Origin of the sequence: Nonomuraea sp. NPDC049152, from assembly GCF_040648355.1 — a bacterium.
In the GTDB taxonomy this organism is placed as follows: Bacteria; Actinomycetota; Actinomycetes; order Streptosporangiales; family Streptosporangiaceae; genus Nonomuraea.
Map to the genome: position 1 here is coordinate 297207 of NZ_JBEZDO010000001.1, position 17643 is coordinate 314849.

General features: G+C 71.5%; 17 protein-coding genes and 1 riboswitch. Of the genes, 7 read left to right on the forward strand and 10 right to left on the reverse strand.

The features are described from left to right. Window positions 1-68 precede the first annotated feature (68 nt). On the forward strand, window positions 69-1115 hold the full coding sequence (locus AB0B45_RS01405) for a polyprenyl synthetase family protein (protein WP_358123634.1): 1047 nt from the start codon (window positions 69-71) through the stop codon (window positions 1113-1115). 8 nt (window positions 1116-1123) lie between these two features. Here AB0B45_RS01405 and thiE read toward each other — a convergent pair whose 3' ends face one another. Genes thiE through AB0B45_RS01420 form a run of 3 tightly spaced genes read right to left on the reverse strand, consistent with a single transcriptional unit; the run spans window position 1124 to window position 3305 of the window. Next, window positions 1124-1753: a thiamine phosphate synthase gene (thiE, locus tag AB0B45_RS01410; protein ID WP_358123636.1), complete on the reverse strand. Its 630-nt coding sequence runs from the start codon at window positions 1751-1753 to the stop codon at window positions 1124-1126. Beyond that, a complete protein-coding gene (locus AB0B45_RS01415) occupies window positions 1731-2105 on the reverse strand; it encodes an Rv2175c family DNA-binding protein (RefSeq protein ID WP_358123638.1) in 375 nt (124 codons plus the stop codon). The genes thiE and AB0B45_RS01415 overlap by 23 nt, the downstream gene beginning before the upstream one ends. 30 nt (window positions 2106-2135) lie before the next feature. Beyond that, the gene (locus AB0B45_RS01420) at window positions 2136-3305 is read right to left on the reverse strand and encodes an FAD-dependent oxidoreductase (RefSeq protein WP_358123640.1); all 1170 of its coding nucleotides are present in this window, start codon (window positions 3303-3305) and stop codon (window positions 2136-2138) included. Window positions 3306-3362: 57 nt separating this feature from the next. After that, window positions 3363-3478, forward strand: a riboswitch (TPP riboswitch). Between AB0B45_RS01420 and AB0B45_RS01425 the strand changes: the two genes are divergently transcribed. The 6 genes from AB0B45_RS01425 to AB0B45_RS01450 all read left to right on the forward strand — a co-directional run bounded on the left by AB0B45_RS01425 (window position 3467) and on the right by AB0B45_RS01450 (window position 9925). Next, window positions 3467-4612: an FAD-dependent oxidoreductase gene (locus tag AB0B45_RS01425; RefSeq protein WP_358123642.1), complete on the forward strand. Its 1146-nt coding sequence runs from the start codon at window positions 3467-3469 to the stop codon at window positions 4610-4612. (Overlaps the previous riboswitch by 12 nt.) Beyond that, window positions 4612-4812, forward strand: a complete 201-nt coding sequence (gene thiS / locus AB0B45_RS01430; RefSeq protein ID WP_358123644.1) for a sulfur carrier protein ThiS — start codon at window positions 4612-4614, stop codon at window positions 4810-4812. The genes AB0B45_RS01425 and thiS overlap by 1 nt, the downstream gene beginning before the upstream one ends. Further along, complete coding sequence (locus AB0B45_RS01435) at window positions 4805-5560, forward strand: thiazole synthase (RefSeq protein WP_358123646.1); 756 nt, start codon at window positions 4805-4807, stop codon at window positions 5558-5560. The genes thiS and AB0B45_RS01435 overlap by 8 nt, the downstream gene beginning before the upstream one ends. A gap of 212 nt (window positions 5561-5772) precedes the next feature. Next, entirely contained in the window at window positions 5773-7707 is a 1935-nt protein-coding gene (gene pknB / locus AB0B45_RS01440; protein ID WP_358123648.1) for a Stk1 family PASTA domain-containing Ser/Thr kinase, read from the forward strand. A gap of 40 nt (window positions 7708-7747) precedes the next feature. Next, complete coding sequence (locus AB0B45_RS01445) at window positions 7748-8890, forward strand: hypothetical protein (protein ID WP_358123650.1); 1143 nt, start codon at window positions 7748-7750, stop codon at window positions 8888-8890. A gap of 156 nt (window positions 8891-9046) precedes the next feature. Next, complete coding sequence (locus AB0B45_RS01450; protein WP_358123652.1) at window positions 9047-9925, forward strand: CAP domain-containing protein; 879 nt, start codon at window positions 9047-9049, stop codon at window positions 9923-9925. 115 nt (window positions 9926-10040) lie between these two features. Here AB0B45_RS01450 and alc read toward each other — a convergent pair whose 3' ends face one another. The 7 genes from alc to AB0B45_RS01485 all read right to left on the reverse strand — a co-directional run bounded on the left by alc (window position 10041) and on the right by AB0B45_RS01485 (window position 17550). Continuing rightward, window positions 10041-10988, reverse strand: a complete 948-nt coding sequence (gene alc / locus AB0B45_RS01455) for an allantoicase (RefSeq protein ID WP_358123654.1) — start codon at window positions 10986-10988, stop codon at window positions 10041-10043. Window positions 10989-11023: 35 nt separating this feature from the next. Continuing rightward, window positions 11024-12328 carry an allantoinase AllB gene (gene allB, locus AB0B45_RS01460; protein WP_358123656.1) on the reverse strand — a complete coding sequence of 435 codons (1305 nt, stop codon included), beginning with the start codon at window positions 12326-12328 and terminating at the stop codon, window positions 11024-11026. Window positions 12329-12356: 28 nt separating this feature from the next. After that, window positions 12357-13532, reverse strand: coding sequence for a glycerate kinase (locus AB0B45_RS01465; RefSeq protein WP_358123658.1), 1176 nt, complete (start codon window positions 13530-13532; stop codon window positions 12357-12359). A gap of 93 nt (window positions 13533-13625) precedes the next feature. Continuing rightward, complete coding sequence (gcl, locus tag AB0B45_RS01470) at window positions 13626-15323, reverse strand: glyoxylate carboligase (protein WP_358124706.1); 1698 nt, start codon at window positions 15321-15323, stop codon at window positions 13626-13628. Between the two features lie 279 nt (window positions 15324-15602). Further along, entirely contained in the window at window positions 15603-16427 is an 825-nt protein-coding gene (locus tag AB0B45_RS01475) for an NAD(P)-binding domain-containing protein (protein WP_358123660.1), read from the reverse strand. Further along, a complete protein-coding gene (locus AB0B45_RS01480; RefSeq protein WP_358123662.1) occupies window positions 16424-17191 on the reverse strand; it encodes a TIM barrel protein in 768 nt (255 codons plus the stop codon). Before AB0B45_RS01480 ends, AB0B45_RS01475 begins: the two co-directional genes overlap by 4 nt. Beyond that, window positions 17188-17550 carry a gamma-glutamylcyclotransferase gene (locus AB0B45_RS01485; RefSeq protein ID WP_358123664.1) on the reverse strand — a complete coding sequence of 121 codons (363 nt, stop codon included), beginning with the start codon at window positions 17548-17550 and terminating at the stop codon, window positions 17188-17190. Before AB0B45_RS01485 ends, AB0B45_RS01480 begins: the two co-directional genes overlap by 4 nt. Between the last annotated feature and the right edge of the window lie 93 nt (window positions 17551-17643).

Here is a 17643-nt window from a genome sequence, read left to right on the forward strand (position 1 = left end):
CTGCCGCCACGTCCATATGACGGGAGCGGGAGATCGTAACGTCAGCTACAGCCCGTTACTCTCATGGCATGAGCATGGACACCCTCCGCACCGAGGTGGATCGGTCCCTCGGGGAGTTCCTCGACCGGCAACGCCCCATCGTGAACGGCCCGGACCTCGCCCCCCTGCTCAGCGCGGCCAGGGAGCTGCTCGCGGGCGGCAAGCGGCTGCGTCCCGCCTTCTGTTACTGGGGGTGGCGCGCGGCGGGCGGGCTCGACGAGCCCGGGATCTTCGTCGCGGCGGCCTCGCTGGAGCTGCTGCAGGCCAGCGCGCTGGTGCACGACGACGTGATGGACAAGAGCGACCTGCGCAGGGGCATGCCCTCGGCGCACCGCCGCTTCCAGCGCCTGCACGAGAAGAGCGACTGGTACGGCTCGGCGGAGCAGTTCGGCGAGGGCGCGGCGATCCTGCTGGGCAACCTGCTGCTGATCTGGTCCGCGGAGATGTGGCGCTCGTGCGGCCTGCCCCACCTGGACGTCACCCAGCCCTTCCACGACCACATGCGCACCGAGCTGATGTGCGGGCAGTACCTCGACCTGCTGGAGCAGGCGCACGGTGAGAACACCTTCGAGTCGGCGCTGCGGGTGGCGCTCTACAAGAGCGGCAAGTACTCGGTGGAGCAGCCGCTCAGGCTCGGCCTGACGCTCGCCGCGGGCGGGAGCGCCCCGTGGATCGACGAGCTGTGCGTGGAGTACGGCAACCGCGTCGGCATCGCCTTCCAGCTGCGCGACGACATCCTCGGCGTGTTCGGCGACCCCATGGAGACCGGCAAGCCCGCGGGCGACGACCTGCGCGAGGGCAAGCGCACCATGCTCATCGCCCGCACGCTGGCCTCGGCGACCCCCGAGGACGCCGCGACCGTCCGCAGGCTGCTCGGCGACCCCGACCTCGACTCGGAAGGGGTAGCCAAACTGCGCGGCGTCATCGAGGGCAGCGGCGCGCTCGAGGCGTGCGAGGAGATGATCGGCACGTACCTGGAGGAGGCGCTGACCTCGCTCGACGACGCGCCGATCACCGCCGAGGCCCGCTCCGCGCTGGCCGAGCTGGCGGTGGCCGCGACCACGCGCAAGACCTGACAGGCCCGCTACGCCAGCCGCTTGGCGAACTCGGCGGCCGCCGCCCCGGGGTCGTCGGCCTCGGTGATCGCCCTGACGACCACGACGCGGTTCACGCCGTACGACCTGACCTCGTCGAGGTTGTCGAGGTCGATGCCGCCGATGCCGAACCACGGACGGTCACCGAGCGCCGCCGCGTGCCTGAGCAGGCCGGGCCCTGGCGCCGGCCGTCCGGGCTTGGTCGGGGTGGGCCAGATCGGGCCGCAGCAGTAGTAGTCGACGCCCTCCTCGACGGCGGCGGCGGAGGCCTCCTGCGTCGAATGGGTGGACCGGCCGATGAGGATGTCGTCGCCGAGGATCTCTCGCGCGACGGTCACCGGCAGGTCGTCCTGGCCCAGGTGGAGGATGTCGGGGCGGGCGGCGAAGGCGAGGTCCGCCCTGTCGTTGACCGCCATGAGCCTGCCGTGGCGGTCGCACGCGTCGCGGAAGACCTCCAGCAGCGCGAGCTCCTCGCGCGCCTCCAGACCCTTCTCCCTGAGCTGGACGATGTCGACCCCGTTGCTCAGCACCGCGTCGAGGAAGTCGGCCAGGTCGCCGCGCTCCCTCCTGCCATCGGTGCAGAGGTAGAGCCTGGCCTCAGAAACCGAGCGCCTGGGCACGCCGCTTGACCTCGGTATGGCGACCTGCCTTGATCGCGTCGATGGGCGAGCCCGGCAGGGACTCGTCGGGGGTGAACAGCCAGCGCATCGCCTCGACGTCGTCGTAGCCCGCGTCGAGCAGGAGCATGAGCGTGCCCGACAGGCCCTTCACCACTTCTCCGCCGTCGAGGAACACCGCTGGAACCTGAGGACCGCCCGAGCCCCGCCGTACGCCGAGGAGCTTGTGGTCCTTCAGGAGCTGCTTGGTCCGCCCGATCGACAGATCGAGGCGGTCGGCCACTTGGGGGAGCGTCAGCCACTCGCCGACGAGCTGGTCCGTCTCCCGGTCTATCTGCGCAACAGAAAGCGTCACGAATCCACCACTACCACATCGCATTCGTCTTCAAACTACACAGTCACGTATCGCGACCTCGGGATCTTCCAGTCTGATGGGGTCCATGCGCGGCCCTGACTCGATGATCCTCCGGCCCTGGACGAGGTCGCGAGGCCTGTTGACGGTCAGCACCCCCGCCAGCCTGTCCTCGTCGGTCAACCAGCAGACCGACCATTTGGCCGCCGTGGGGTCGCCACGGCGGAGGAGGCGGGCCCCCGCGTGGTGGCCCGCGTACTGCACCATGTGACCGAACTGCTCCGACCAGAAGTACGGGACCGGATCGTACACGGCATCGTCGCCCAGCAGCGTCGCCACGGCGACCTCGGGGGCGTTGAGCGCGGTGTCCCAGTGCTCCACGCGCAGCCTGGTGTGGAAGCGGCGCGACCACCACGCGGCGCAGTCGCCGACGGCGACGACGTTCGGCAGCGAGGTGCGCAGGTGCTCGTCGGTGACGACCCCGTTGTGCAGGTCGATGTCGGAGCCCGCGAGCCACTCGACGGCGGGGCGGACGCCGATGCCCGACACCACCACGTCGGCCTCGACGAAGCCGCCGTCGACCAGCGTCACCCCTCCCTCGTCCACGGACGAGACCATGGTGTCGAGCCGCAGGTCCATGCCCTCGTACCAGGGGATGGTGTCGGCGCCCACCTCGCGGCCGACCACGTGCGAGAGCGGGGTGGGGCCGGCCTCCAGGACGGTGATCTCGCAGCCGGCCTTGCGCGCGGCGGTGGCCACCTCGGCGCCGATCCAGCTCGCCCCGATGATCGTGACCTTGGCGTTCTCGACCAGGCCGGCGCGCAGGGTCAGGGCGTCGTCGAGGGTGCGCAACACGTGCTGGTGCCCCTCGCCGTGCAGCCTGATCGGCTCGGCTCCCGTGGCGATGACCAGGCCGTCGTAGGCGATCTCGCCCTCGGTCGTCTCGACGACGCCGTCGCGCAGCCCCTTGGCCGACACCCCCGGTCTGTGCTCGACCCGCATGGCGTCGAGGTCGGCGTCGACGAAGCTCGAGTCGGCCGCGCCGAGCAGCACGGCCTTCGACAGGGGCGGGCGGTCGTAGGGCCGGTGCCGCTCCTCCCCGATCAGCGTGATCCTGCCGCTGAATCCGCGAGACCTGAGGGCCTCGACGCTGCGTATGCCTGCCAGACCCGCGCCCACAACCACGACATGATTCACGCTCATGACCTTAACCAATCCACCGCTGACGACCAGGGCCCGGGGCTTGAGTAGGCTTGTTCGGAGAAGACGCGCGGGAGTCCGGCCGTACCGGGCTGAGAGGAAGGCTTTGACGGGCCTTCGACCGCAAGACACCTGATCCGGATCATGCCGGCGAAGGGAGCGAGATGGATCTGATCGTGGGCGGCGGCGTGGTCGGCCTGTCCGTCGCCTGGCGTCTGGGCCGCTCGGGCGCGAAGGTCACGGTGATCGACCCTGCCCCCGCCTCCGGCGCCTCTCATGCGGCCGCGGGCATGCTGGCCCCGGTCAGCGAGGTCTCCTACACCGAGGAGCCGCTGCTCAGGCTGGGGTTGGCGGGGCTGAGCCGCTGGCCCGCCTTCGCCGCGGAGCTGGAGGCCGACAGCGGGCTCGCCCTCGACTACCGCACCCAGGGCACCCTGGATCTCGCCTTCGGCGGCGACGACATGGCGGCGCTCGAAGAGCTGGCCGCGTTCATGGACAAGCTCGGGCTGCCGGTGCGGCGGCTGACGGGGCGCGAATGCCGCCGCCTGGAGCCGATGCTGGCGCCGTCGGTCAGGGGCGGCGTGCTGGCCGAGGGCGACGCGTGGGTGGATCCCAGGCGCGTCACCGCGGCCCTGCTGGCCGCGCTGGAGCGGGCGGGCGTCCCGCTGGTGCGGCGGCGCGTGACAGAGCTGGTCCGCGATGGCTCGGCCGTCGTGGGCGTACGGCTGGCCCCGCCCTCCCCCGGCGCCTCGACCGGCCTCCCCGGTCCTTCCGCGGGCTCGCCGGGCGACGTCCTGCTCGGGGAGCGGGTAGTGCTCGCGGCCGGCGCGTGGAGCGGTGAGCTGACCGGCCTGCCCGTGCGCCCCGTCAAGGGCCAGATCATGCGCCTTCGCTCACCGTCCCCGCTGCTCGGCAGGTGCGTGCGCGGCATGGTCCACGGCTCGCCCATCTACCTGGTGCCGCGCGGCGACGGCGAGCTCGTCGTCGGCGCCACCCAGGAAGAGCTGGGCTTCGACACCAGCGTGACGGCCGGCGGCCTGTACGAGCTGCTGCGCGACGCCAGAGAGCTGGTCCCCGGCGTCACCGAGCTGCAGGTGGCCGACATCGTGGCGGGGCTGCGGCCGTGCACCCCCGACAACCTGCCGCTCATCGGCCCGTACGGCCCCGGCCTCGCCCTCGCCACCGGACACCACAGGGCCGGCGTGCTGCTGGCCCCGCTCACCACCGCGCTCCTCCACGGCGAGGAGGGCGAACTGGCCGCCCTGTGCTCGCCTCAGCGGTTCCAGACAGCCGGACAAGGAAGTATCTGATGCACGTGACGATCAACGGGGCTCCGCACGACGTGCCCGACGGCACCACGGTGGCCCAGGCCGTCCAGCGGCTGACCGCGCAGACCACAGGTGTGGCCGTGGCGGTCAACGACGAGGTGGTCACCAGGGGCACGTGGGCGACCACGGCGCTGGCCGACCGCGACAGGATCGAGATCCTCACGGCGGTGCAGGGTGGATGAGCTGATCATCGCTGGAGAGAAGTTCGCCTCCAGACTCATCATGGGCACGGGTGGCGCGCCCTCCCTCGAGGTGCTCGACCAGGCGCTGGTCGCCTCGGGCACCGAGCTGACCACGGTCGCCATGCGACGGCTGGACCCGGGCGCCAGAGGGTCCGTGCTCGACGTGCTGCGCTCGCGCCAGATCAAGGTCCTGCCGAACACCGCGGGATGCTTCACGGCCGGTGAGGCGGTGCTGACGGCGCGGATGGCCCGCGAGGCGCTGGGCACGAACTGGGTGAAGCTGGAGGTCATCAACGACGAGCGGACGCTGCTGCCCGACCCGATCGAGACGTTCGACGCGGCCGAGCGGCTGGTGGCCGACGGGTTCGTGGTCCTGCCGTACATCGGGGACGACCCTGCGCTGGCGCGGCGGCTGGAGCAGGCCGGGTGCGCGGCGGTGATGCCGCTGGGCGCGCCGATCGGCTCGGGGCTCGGCATCCGCAACCCGCACAACATCGAGCTGATCGTGGAGGCGGCGTCGGTGCCGGTGATCCTCGACGCGGGCATCGGCACGGCGAGCGACGCCGCGCTGGCGATGGAGCTGGGGTGCGACGCGGTGCTGCTGGCCACCGCGGTCACCCGGGCGCAGCGGCCCGACCTGATGGCGTCGGCGATGCGGGCCGCGGTGCAGGCGGGACGGCTGGCGCGGCAGGCGGGCCGCATCCCCCGCCGCCGCTACGCCGAGGCCTCCTCCCCCACCACCCCCTGATCCCGTCCCGACCCGAACGACCCCGAACCCGCCCGCACGGCCGACGAGACCCGGCGATGCGGTGAGCGGCCGGGGTCGTGGACCTCCAGGGAAACCCCAGCCCCGTCGCTACCATGACGTCCCGCCAGGCCATCTAAGATCAAGAATCAAACGGGCATCGGTTTGGGATTGTCAGGCCCTGCCGGGGGCGAATCGCCCGTAAACTCGGCCAGGTGGACACGACGATCGCTGACCCCCTGGTAGGGCGACTACTCGACGGGCGCTATCGCATCGAGTCCCGGATCGCCCGGGGCGGGATGGCGACGGTCTACCTGGCGCTCGACATCCGACTCGACCGCACGGTCGCGCTGAAGGTCATGCACCGCTCGCTGGCCGAGGACCCCGCGTTCGTGCGCAGGTTCATCGGCGAGGCCAAGTCGGTGGCCAGCCTCTCTCACCCCAACGTGGTGCACGTCTTCGACCAGGGCACCGACGGCGACGTGGTGTACCTGTCGATGGAGTACGTGCCGGGCAAGACGCTGCGCGACGTGCTGCGGGCGCGGGGCAGGCTGCCCGCCCGCGAGGCGCTGGAGATCATGATCCCCGTGCTGGCCGCGCTCGGCGCCGCCCACCAGCAGGGCATGGTCCACCGTGACATGAAGCCGGAGAACGTCCTGCTCACCGACGACGGCAGGGTCAAGGTCGTCGACTTCGGCCTGGCCAGGGCGATCGAGGCGACGAACCAGACGCGCACGGGCGTGATGATCGGCACGATCGGCTACATGTCGCCCGAGCAGGTGACCACCGGAGGGGCCGACGTCCGCAGCGACGTCTACGCCGCCGGCATCATGCTGTTCGAGCTCGTGACGGGGCGCCAGCCGTACGACGGCGAGACGCCGATGTCGGTCGCCTACCGGCACGTGCACGACACCGTCCCGCCGCCCTCGTCGCTGATCCACGAGGTGCCGCCGCTGATCGACACGCTGGTGGCGCAGGCGACCGCGCGCGATCCCGAAGACCGTCCCGCCGACGCCTCCGCGATGCTGGTGGCGGCCGTCGACGCGCACAGGATGGTGCCGAGGGAGTCGAGCCCGCCGTACACCACGGGCCAGCACTTCACGTCCAACGCCTCGCAGCCGCACCCTCAGCCGAGGGCGGCGGCGGTGCCCAACCCGACGCTGGTGGCGCCCCGCACCGAGGTGCTGACCGCGCCCGCGGGGCAGGGTGGCGAGCCGCCGACGCGCAGGCGCGGGTTCAGGCCCAACTGGTTCCTGGTGACGCTGGCCGCGCTGATGGTGGTCGCGGTCGGCCTGACCGGCTGGTACTTCTCGCAGAGCAAGTACGCGATCGTGCCCGACCTCGTCGGACGGAGCGTCGTGGCGGCCAAGAGCGAGGCCGCCAAGAACGGCTTCGTCGTCAAGGTGGCGCAGGGGCAGTACGACGAGAAGATGGAGGAGGGCAAGGTGCTCAGCACCGACCCCGCCTCCAAGACCGAGGTGGAGATCGGCCAGACGATCACGATCGTGCCCTCGCTCGGCGCCAAGCGGGTGACCGTGCCGAACGTGGAGGGCCTCGACCAGAACGACGCGGCGGTCAAGCTGGCCGAGCAGGGCCTCGAGGTCGGCAAGATCACCAAGGTCGCCAATCCGAAGGTGCAGCGCGGCCTCGTGACGCAGACCAGGCCGAGCATCGGCGACAGGGTCAAGGAGGGCACCCGCGTCAACCTGGTGCTGAGCGCGGGCCTGGTGATGCCCTACGTCATCGGCATGTCCAAGGACGAGGCCGCCCAGTTCCTCACCGAGCAGGGCTTCCAGGTGCAGGTCAACGAGGTCGACGACGACGCCGAGCCGTGCGAGGTCATCTCGCAGAACCCCAGGGCGAAGGCCGAGGTCGACCCCGGCACGATGACCAGCGTCACGGTCTCGCGCTGCGGCGGCGGCTGGATGGACTGGTTCGGCAGGAACAACAGCCAGGCCGATGACCAGGCCGAGTTCAGGATCGTCCCGAACGTGGTGTTCAAGAGCGTGCGGGACGCGACGACGGAGCTGCAGCAGCAGGGTTACCGGGTGAAGGTGCGCAACCTGACGAACGGCGAGCAGGTGCGCTTCCAGCGCCCGCTGGCCGGGGAGGAGCGACCCACCAACACCACGGTGACGATCTGGCACTGAGGGGCCGGAACGTTCTACGGCCTGGCGAGGTAGACGGGGTGTGAGACTCACCACCGCCTTGGCCGCCGCGCTGATCGCCGCCACGGGATGCGCACCCTCCGTCGGCACCTCCGCGACCGCCCCGCGCCCCGGCGCGTCCGATCGGGCCGCCCTGAGCGCCCCGGCCGTCCCCGGCGGCGGCGCGGCGACGGGAGCCGGCCGCCACGGTCCGCACGACCCCATGCCGCCCGTCTCGGGCAGTCCGCTGGCGCCGGGCAGCGGGCTGCGGCTGCTGGTCACCGGCGAGGCCGGCGCCTTCAGGCTCGACGTCGACTCGCGTGTCCGCACGAGGGTGCGCGGCCTGCCGTACGGCGAGCGGACGTGGGCCTTCACCGCGGGCTCCCGCGAGCTCGTCCTGACCACCCCGAGTGACGCCGACGCCGAAGGCCACCTGTTCCTGCTGTCCGGCGACCGGGCCAGGCGGCTCGGCGGACGCGTGCTGTTCGCGTTCGCCGCGGCGGACGGCGAGGGCGTGTGGGCGCTCCAGCGGGTCAGGGGCGACGACTGCAGCCTGCGCCCGCTCGACTTCCGCGGCCGCGAACACGGCGGGGCCCTGCGGGTCGCCTGCTCGCGGGCCCCCGCACAGGACACTCCGCAGGGCCTGCTGTCGTTCGCCGAGCAAGGACGCACCCTGCTGCTCGACAGGGCCACGGGCGACGAGGTGTTCGCCGAGCAGCGCGTGCACGCCGCCACCCGCGACTTCGTCCTGGTCTCGAAGGGATCGCGGCTGGCACTGGTCGAGCCGAAGGCGGCCCGGCGCACGCCGCTGCGGGCTCCCGCCACCGAGGGCATCCCTTCCACGGCCGAGGTGAGTCCCGACGGGCGGCGGATCGCGGTCTGGTTCGCCGATCCCGCGTGGCCGGGGCCTCGCCAGTATCTCGACGTGCAGGTGCTCGACCTCGGCACGCGGGCGTGGACGCGGCTGCCGTCCATGCCGGTGCCCACGTCGATCAAGTCGACCTCGATGGCGTGGACCCGCGACGGCCGGCTGGTCCTGGCCGGTGACTTCGTCACCACCGACAAGGTGATGCCCGCCGAGTCCGACTACGCCTCCTTCGTCGTGGCGTGGCGGCCCGGCGAGCCCCGGCTCTCACTGCGGAGGCTCGACCTGCCGCGGCGCCACCAGGTCAGGCTCAGCCCCTGAAGGCCCTGCCACGTCGCGGATTTCCGGCTCAGGTCCTGTGACCTGCAAGGATTCGTTCGGCGGGTTGTAGGAGACCTGCAAGCGGCACGGGTTAGCACTGACTCACACAGCCGGGTTTCGGCAGGGGGCCGGAGCGCGGGGGCTGCTGGAGAGATCATGACCAGAAGGTTCGTGCCGGGGTCGCTCACGGTCATGGCCATCGTGGCGCTGGCGCTGTCGGTTTCCGGCACCGCCGGAGCCTCGACCGCCGTGCCGCCCGTGACGAGCGCGGCCGACCACCCCGCGCCATGGGGGTTCTACTACTCGGGGAACGCGCTCGCCAAGGCCGACGGCAAGATCGCCGTCATGGGCTCCGGCGACGACAGCACGTCCGCGCAGGTCACCTTCGCCCTCTACGACCTGGACAGCCGTCCCGCCAATGCCGGCGGCGGCTGCGCGTACGTGGCCTTCCAGACCCTCACGTTTACCGGCGGCTGGAAGAACGCCTACGACGCCCGGCAGTGCGACGGTTCCCTCCCCAGGACCCTCAGCTTCAGCGTGGACGGCGTGAAGGGGATGCGCGTGCAGGTCTGCCAGTACGACTCTTCCACGGGCCCCGTCGGGCACTGTGGCTACGCGAGGACGCTGTACGACCTCGGCAGGCTCGACAGCCTCGACGTGGGGATGGAGAACGAGGTCGTCAGATTGATCAACGAGGCGCGCGCCACCATGAGTTGCAAGCCGCTCACCTTCGACCCGCAGCTTCGCGCCGCCGCGGTGGACCATTCCACCGACATGTCGCTCAAGAACTACTTCAGCCATGCCTCTCCCGACGATCGCGGCGCCGCCGACCGCATCACCGAGTCGGGTTTCGCTCCGGTCAGCGCCTGGGGCGAGAACATCGCCAAGGGCGAGCACACCGCCGCCGACGTGGTGGAGTCCTGGGTGAACAACCCGAGCGACAGGGCGAACATCATGGACTGCGAACTCACCCACATCGGGGTGGGGTACGCGCCCACGGGCGGCTACTGGACGCTGCTCCTGGCCCGCCACTGACCGACCCGTCCACCGCCCTGCGAGGGCCCGCCGTAACGCTCCGTGGAGCCGCACACGGGCCCGCGTCCACCAGGCCAGGCCTAGCAGAGGAGCAGAACACGGGACCGCTCCTCTGCTAGGCCTGCGTGCCGAGGAGGCGGACGCGGGCCAGGCCGCCGTCGGGGTAGATGTCGATCCGGACGTACGCCGCCGCGGGCGCGTCCTCCAGCCGGAAGCGGTGTGCCGTGTCGGGCTGCAGCCGCGTCTCGGGCAGCAGCTCGAACCACGTCTCGCCGTCCACGCTGCCCTTCAGCGACGCCGCGCCCGGCGCGTTGAACAACAGGTTGGTGGTGTCGAGCTCGACCAGCTTGATCACGCCGAGCGTCGCGAGGCGGATGACGAGCCAGTCGTTGCCTTCGTCGCGCCTGCGGGCGGTCTCCCAGCCCTCGGCCTGGTGCCTGGCCAGGCCCGGAGCGAGGGCGTTGTTGGGCGCCGAGTAGAACTCGTCGGAGCAGGCGGTGACGACCGCGCCGTTGGCCAGCGCCGCCAGGTCTAGCCCGAGCCCCTCGTACACCGACAGGTCGGGACGGACCTCGCCGTGCACGCGCAGGCGGGCGATGCCGCCGTCGGGGAACATGTTGAGCCTGACGTGGGTGTAGCGGTGCTCGTCGGACACCTCGAAGGCGTGCTCGGCGTCGCCCTTCAGGTCGACCTTGGGGACGATCTCCACCCAGTCGGCCTCGGCCAGCTCGGCCGCGCTCGGGTAGCCCTCCACGGCGCAGGCCTCGACGGAGGCGTGGGGCGGGTAGTTGCCCTTGAACCACGCCGTGTCGATCACCACGCCGCGGATCACGCCCGGCATGCCCAGGCGCACGATCGCCCAGTCGTGGCCGGGCTCACGACGGCGGCGGGTCTCCCACCCGTCGTACACCTGGCCCTTGTTGCCGAACGTCTCGGCCTTGAAGCCGGGACGGCCGGGCCTGATCAGGCTCTCCTTCTCGGCGAACGACTCGTCGTTGGCCGCCACGACCGAGCCGCCGACGGTGCGCAGGGCCAGATCGGGAAGGGTGGTGAAGTCGGGCATGTGGTTCGCTCTCTCCTGGTCGGTCTCGATGCGGGTCAGAGGAAGGCGCCGCGGGGCGGCGCGGTGACGTCCACGGGGACGCCGCGCAGCCACGTGGTGCGGACGGCGCCCTTGAGCGTGCGTCCGTGGTAGGGCGTGACGGGGTTCTTGTGGTGGAGGGCGGCGGCGTCGACGGGGAGGTCGGCCGCGGGGTCGAAGGCGACGAGGTCGGCGTCGTGGCCAGGGACCAGGCCGCCCTTGCCGCGGATGCCCGCCAGCGCGGCGGGGTTGGCCGACATCCAGCGCACCACGTCGGCCAGGCCGTGACCGCGGGTCGCGGCCTCGGTCCAGATCACCGGCAGGCCGAGCTGGAGCGAGGCGATGCCGCCCCACGCGGCGGCGAAGTCGGGCAGCTTGAGATCGGCGGTCGACGGCGAGTGGTCGGAGACGACGCAGCTCAGCACGCCGTCGGCGAGCCCCGCCCAGAGGCGGTCGCGGTTGTCGGCGGAGCGGATGGGCGGGCAGCACTTGAAGGCGGTGTCGCCCTCGGGCACCTGCTCGGCGGTGAGGGTGAGGTAGTGCGGGCAGGTCTCCGCCGAGACGCGCACGCCGTCACGCTGGGCCGCCGCCAGCGGCTCCAGGCACTCGGCGCCGGAGACGTGCAGGATGTGGACGCGGGCGCCGGTCTGCCTGGCCAGCTCGATCACCTGCTCGACCGCGCGCCGCTCCGACGCGCCAGGGCGCGAGCGCAGGAACTCGGGATAGGTCGGTCCCGTGGGCTCCAGCAGCAGGGAGGGGTCCTCCGCGTGGACGACCATGAGCCCGTCGAACTCGGCGATGACCTTGAGCGCCTGCCGTACCTCGTCGGGGGTCAGCGGGGGGAACTCCTCCACGCCCGACGGGGAAAGGAAGCACTTGAAGCCGTGGACGCCGCGCTCGTGCAGCGGGCGCAGGTCGCCGAGGTTGCCGGGGATCGCGCCGCCCCAGAAGCCGACGTCCACGTAACACTGGCCGCCTGCGGCCTCCTGTTTGGCGGTGAGCGCGCCGGCGGTGACGGTGGGCGGCAGCGAGTTGAGCGGCATGTCGACGATCGTCGTCACCCCGCCCGCGGCGGCCGCGCGGGTGGCGGAGGCGAAGCCCTCCCAGTGGGTACGGCCGGGCTCGTTGACGTGCACGTGGGTGTCGACCAGGCCGGGCAGCAGGGCCAGGTCGCCGAGGTCGACGTCCTGGCCCGCGTCGAGAGGGGCGTCGTAGGCGTGCAGGGCCGCGATCTTCCCCTCGCGCACGGCCACGGCCGCGGGGCGCTCACCGTCGGGCGTGATCGCCCTACGGGATCGGACGACGAGCTCGTATCCGGTCATCTCCTGCCTTTCCTCGAAGCGGGGCGCATCAGCTCAGCCGATCGGCGGCGACGCGGGCGGCCAGACGTTCGAGGAGGGGACCTGCCTCGGCCATGCAGCGGGCGGGGTCCGGCTCGATGTCGGTGAGCGCGTAGGCCGCCTCGATGCCGGCCGCCCTGAGCGCCTCGTCGCTGAGCGTACGGCGGCCGCAGACTGCGATCACGGGAACGCCCGCCTTCGCCGCGGCCTGGGCGACGCCGACGGGGGCCTTGCCGCGCAGCGACTGCTCGTCGAGCGAGCCCTCGCCGGTGACGACCAGCCGCGCGCCCCGCACCTGGTCCTCGAAGCCGAGGAGTTCGAGCAGGTACTCGATGCCGGGGCGGATCTCGGCGTGCAGGAAGGCGAGGGCGGCGAAGCCCACGCCTCCCGCCGCGCCCGCGCCCGGCGCGCCCGCGACGCCCATGGGGCGGGGGGTGCCGTCGTGCTCGACCGCGCCGAGCAGGCCGTGGGTCTGGGTGGCGACGGCGGCCAGCCGGCCGAGCGCGCCTTCCAGCAGGACGACGTCGTCGCGGGTGGCGCCCTTCTGCGGGCCGTAGACGGCGGCGGCGCCGTGCGGGCCGAGCAGCGGGTTGTCGACGTCGCTCGCGACGACGAACTCCACCCCTGAAATGTCGACAAATCCGGAAATATCGATCTTGGCCAGCTCCCGCAGCGCCGCCCCGCCCCTGCCCAGCTCGTCACCATTGGCGTCGAGCAGGCGGGCGCCCAGCGCCTGGACCATCCCCGCCCCTCCGTCGGTGGAGGCGCTGCCGCCCAGCCCGAGCACGATCCTGCGGGCGCCGCGCCGTACGGCGTCGGCGATGAGCTCGCCGGTGCCCCTGCTGGTGGCCGTCAGCGGCTCGAGGTCGCCTGGGAGCCTGCGCAGACCCGAGGCCTCGGCCAGCTCGACGACCGCGACGGGATAGGGATCGGCGTCCGCGTGGGCGGCCGCGGTGGGGAGCCAGGCGTAGGAGGCCTGCACCTGCGTGCCCGTCGGCCCCGTCACCTTCAGCGTCACACGGGTGAAACCGCACGCCACGGCGGCGTCGACGGTGCCGTCGCCGCCGTCGGCCACCGGCAGCTCGACGGTGGGGACGCCCAGGCCCGCCGACACCCTCGCGGCGACCTCCGCCGCCGTCAGCGACCCCTTGAACTTGTCAGGGGCGACAAGAACATGCTCAACCACTGCGACACTCCCAGGCCGATGATGAAGAATGGGCTGGCACGCCTTCCTGCCCGGTGCGAGCGGGCAGGAGGGCGTGCCTGCGATGACCCATCATCACACTTCGGCCGGAAGCGGCTCGAACTCGCGCACCGCGTCGATCGACAGCCCGTGCGGGGTGTTGGCCTCCCGCTCGATCATGATCTCCACGAGCACCGGCCGCGACGTGCGCGCCGCCTCCTTGGTCGCCCACTCCAGCGAGGAGCGGATCTCCGCGGGGTCGAAGACGCGGACGCCCGCGCAGCCGTACGCCTCCATGATCTTGACGTTGTCGGTGCCGTACTCGTCGAAGTGGATGTCCACCTGGTAGTTCATCTCGTACGGCAGCGAAGCCTGCCTGATCAGGCCGAGGTACTCGTTGTTGAGCATGACGAGCACGAACGGCACGTCGTACTGCGCCGCGACGGCGAGCTCCTCGACCAGGTACTGGAAGCCGTAGTCGCCGACCACCCCGACCACCTGCGCGTCCGGCGCCGCCTTCTTGACGCCGATCGCGGCGGGGATCTCCCAGCCGAGCGGCCCCGCCTGCCCGCACACCTGGTAGCGGCGCGGCTTGAAGGCCTTCTGGTGCTGGCCGCCCCAGATCTGGTAGAGCCCGATGGCGGTGACGAAGTAGGTGTCCTCGTCGAAGAAGTCGTTGATCTCCTTGTAGACGCGCGGCGCCTTGACGGGGATGTCGTCGAAGTCCTCGCGCCTGGTGAGCGTCCTGCGCAGCTCCCGCACCCGCTCGACCCACGCTCCCGGGGCACGGCTGACGCCGCGCGCCTTCGCCAGGTCGATCATCGCCCGCAGGAACAGCCTGGTGTCGGAGACGATGCCGAGGTCGGGCTCGAAGACCCTGCCGAGCTGGGTGGGCTCGATGTCGACGTGGATGAACGTGCGCTCGCCCCGGTAGACGTCCAGCGAGCCGGTGTGGCGGTCGCCGAAGCGGGAGCCGAGGGCCAGCACGAGGTCCGACTCGAGGAAGGAGGCGTTGCCGTACCTCTGGGAGGTCTGGATGCCTGTCATCCCGCTGTGGAGCGGGTGGTCGTCGGGGATGGAGCCCTTGCCCATGAGCGTGACCTGCACGGGCACCTGCAGCAGCTCGGCCAGCTCCACCAGCTCGGCGGAGGCGCCGGCGCCGATGACACCGCCACCCGACAGCAGCAGCGGGCGCTCGGCGGCCAGCAGCAGGTCCAGCGCCTTTTCGACGCGGGGCAGGTGCGGCTCGACGGCGGCCACGGGCAGCGGGGCGTCGATGGCGGGGTCGTACTCGATGATCTGGCGGGCGATGTCGACGGGGATGTCGATCAGCACAGGGCCCGGACGGCCGGAACGGGCGATGCGGAAGGCCTCGCGGAAGATCCACGGCGCCTGTCCCGCCTCCTTGATCTGCACGGCCCACTTGGTCACGGGCGTGGCGATGGCGACGATGTCCACCGCCTGGAAGGCCTCCTGGTGCAGCTTGGTGGAGGCGGCCTGCCCTGTGACGCAGACGATCGGGATGGAGTCGGCGAGCGCGGTGTAGAGACCGGTGATCATGTTGGTGCCCGCCGGACCCGAGGTGCCGATGGCCAGGCCGACGCGGCCGTTGGTGCGGGCCCAGCCGTCGGCCATGTGGGTGGCGCCCTCCTCGTGCCTGACGACGAGGTGCTCGATGCCGCCGAGCTCCTCCATCGCCTTGTACAGCGGCAGGATGGCCGCCCCCGGGCAGCCGAAGGCGACGTCGACGCCCTCGGACTTGAGGACCTCCACGACCGCGTTCATCGCGGGCATCTTCATCGCAGCTCCTTGAGTGTGGAGAACCCCGCCTTCAGACGGGGGAGAAAACGCGGCACGAAGCCGCACGGTTCGATATCGTGTTCGATGGCGTCGATAACCAAGCCGCCGCATGCGTGAAACGCACCATCCTCGCCGCCGGGCTGGCGGAGAGGTGAAACGCCTGTGGAGCTGGTGTAAGACCTCAAGGGAAGACCTTCCTGGCGGGCGACCGGCGGTGAAGCAGGAAACCTCACGGGCGCCCCTGGGAACCCCTCCCCTCAGGGAGGGGGGATGTCAACGACTGAGCCTTTCGATCACCAGGAGAAGGACGGAGTGGTCGAGCGAGCCGTGCCCCTGCGCGCGGGCGGCCGCGATGAGCTGCGCGGTGAGCGCGGACATGGGCAGCGCGACCTCGGCGGTGCGAGCGGCGTCGAGGATGATGCCCATGTCCTTGTGGTGCAGGTCGATCCTGAAGCCCGGCTGGAAGCTGCGGGCCAGCATCGACTCACGCTTGAGGTCGAGGATGCGGCTGGCGGCCAGCCCTCCCGCGAGCACGTCGAGCCCGGCCGCGGCGTCCACGCCCGCGGCCTCCATCAGCACGATGGCCTCGGCCACGAGCGCGTAGGTTCCGCCGACGACGAGCTGGTTGGCGGCCTTGACGAACTGTCCCGCGCCAGGACCGCCGACGAGCTTGAAGGTCTTGCCCACGGCCGCGAAGATCGGCCTGGCCGCCTCGAAGTCGCTCTCCGCGCCGCCGACCATGATGGAAAGGACGCCGTCGATCGCGCCCTTCTCGCCGCCGGAGACGGGGGCGTCGAGCGTGCGCTTCCACCGCTCGGCCAGCTTGCGCGAGGTCTGCGGCGTGATGGTGGAGAAGTCGATGTAGAGCGCGTCCTGAGGGGCGTGCGCGACGATCTCGGGGAAGACGGCCTCGACCTGCGGGTCGGCGGGGAGCATCGTGATGACGACCTCCGCCTCCCGGACCGCCTCGGCGAGGCTCGCCGCGGCAGGGAACGGCCTGGGCACGACGTCGTAGCCCACGACCTCGTGTCCCGCCTTGACCAGGTGCTCGGCCATGGGCAGTCCCATGATCCCGAGCCCGATGAAACCAATCCTCACGCGACGAACTCCTGTTCATGTGTCGGGGCCGGCCACTGCGAGACCCAGCCGAAGTCGAGATCGGGGTCCTTGTACTCCAGGCCGACCCAGCCCTCGTAGCCGTCGAGCAGCTCGGGTAGCGGCAGGGAACCGGTGCCTGGACGGCCGCGGCCCGGGTTGTCGGCGATCTGCACGTGCCCCGTCAGCGGGTGCGCGAGCGCGGCGGGCAGGTCCTCGCCCATGCGCGCCAGGTGGTAGAGGTCGCAGAGGAAGCGCACGTTCGGCTGCCCGACCGCCTCGATCACGTCGGTCGCCGCCTTGACGGAGACCAGCGGGTAGGAGGGCGACTCGTAGACGTTGAGCGCCTCGACGAGCACGACCGCGTCGATCGCCGCGGCCTTGCGGGCGGCCAGGGCGAGGTTCTCCAGCGCCGGTTCGGTCTCGCCGTTGTTGCCGTAGAGGGCGTTGAGCGCCCGGCAGCCGAGCCGTCCCGCGATCCCTACCGCGACGTCGATGTTGTCCCTGAACCTGGCCGCGTCGCCCGGGCGTCCGACGAGGCCGCGGCCGCCGTCGGCGATGTCGTCGACGAAGTTCAGGCCGACGAGCCGCACGCCCGCGTTCCTGATCGCGTCGATGAAGGAGTCCACCTCCCTGTCGCCTGGCACGGCCTGGTCGAAGGGCCACCAGAACTCCACCGCGTCGAAGCCGGCCGCCTTGGCGGCGGCGGGACGTTCGAGCAGCGGGAGCTGGGTGAACAGGATCGAGCAGTTGACGTCGAACCTCACGAAACCCACCTTCCTTGCGAGGTGATGTCGATGAGCGGCACGTGCGAGGTGACCGGCTTGCGCAGCAGCATCGCCAGCGACGAGCCGCCGTCGGCCAGCTCGATCACCCCGAGCTCCAGCTCGGGCGGCTCGGCCGGCAGCAGGCGGTCCCGCAGGACGTCCATGTCGACGTCGTACAGCTCGCCCGCGATGGCGGCGCCCCCGTGCGCGACGGGCACGAGCGCGGGGCAACGCCCGCCGACCGAGTAGAACCGGTACTTGGGCGCCGTCTCGGTCTGGGCGACGAGCGGCGCGCCGTCGAGGAGGTGGTGCAGCGGCCCGCCTCGCATCGCGCCGCCGTTGAGGAACATCAGGGCCATCGCAGGCTCCTCTCGTCGGGAGAGGCCCGTAGTTCTGCCGTCGGCAGCGCGGTACCTAGTGTGCCAACCAGTAGACACACCCGCCCTCCGCCG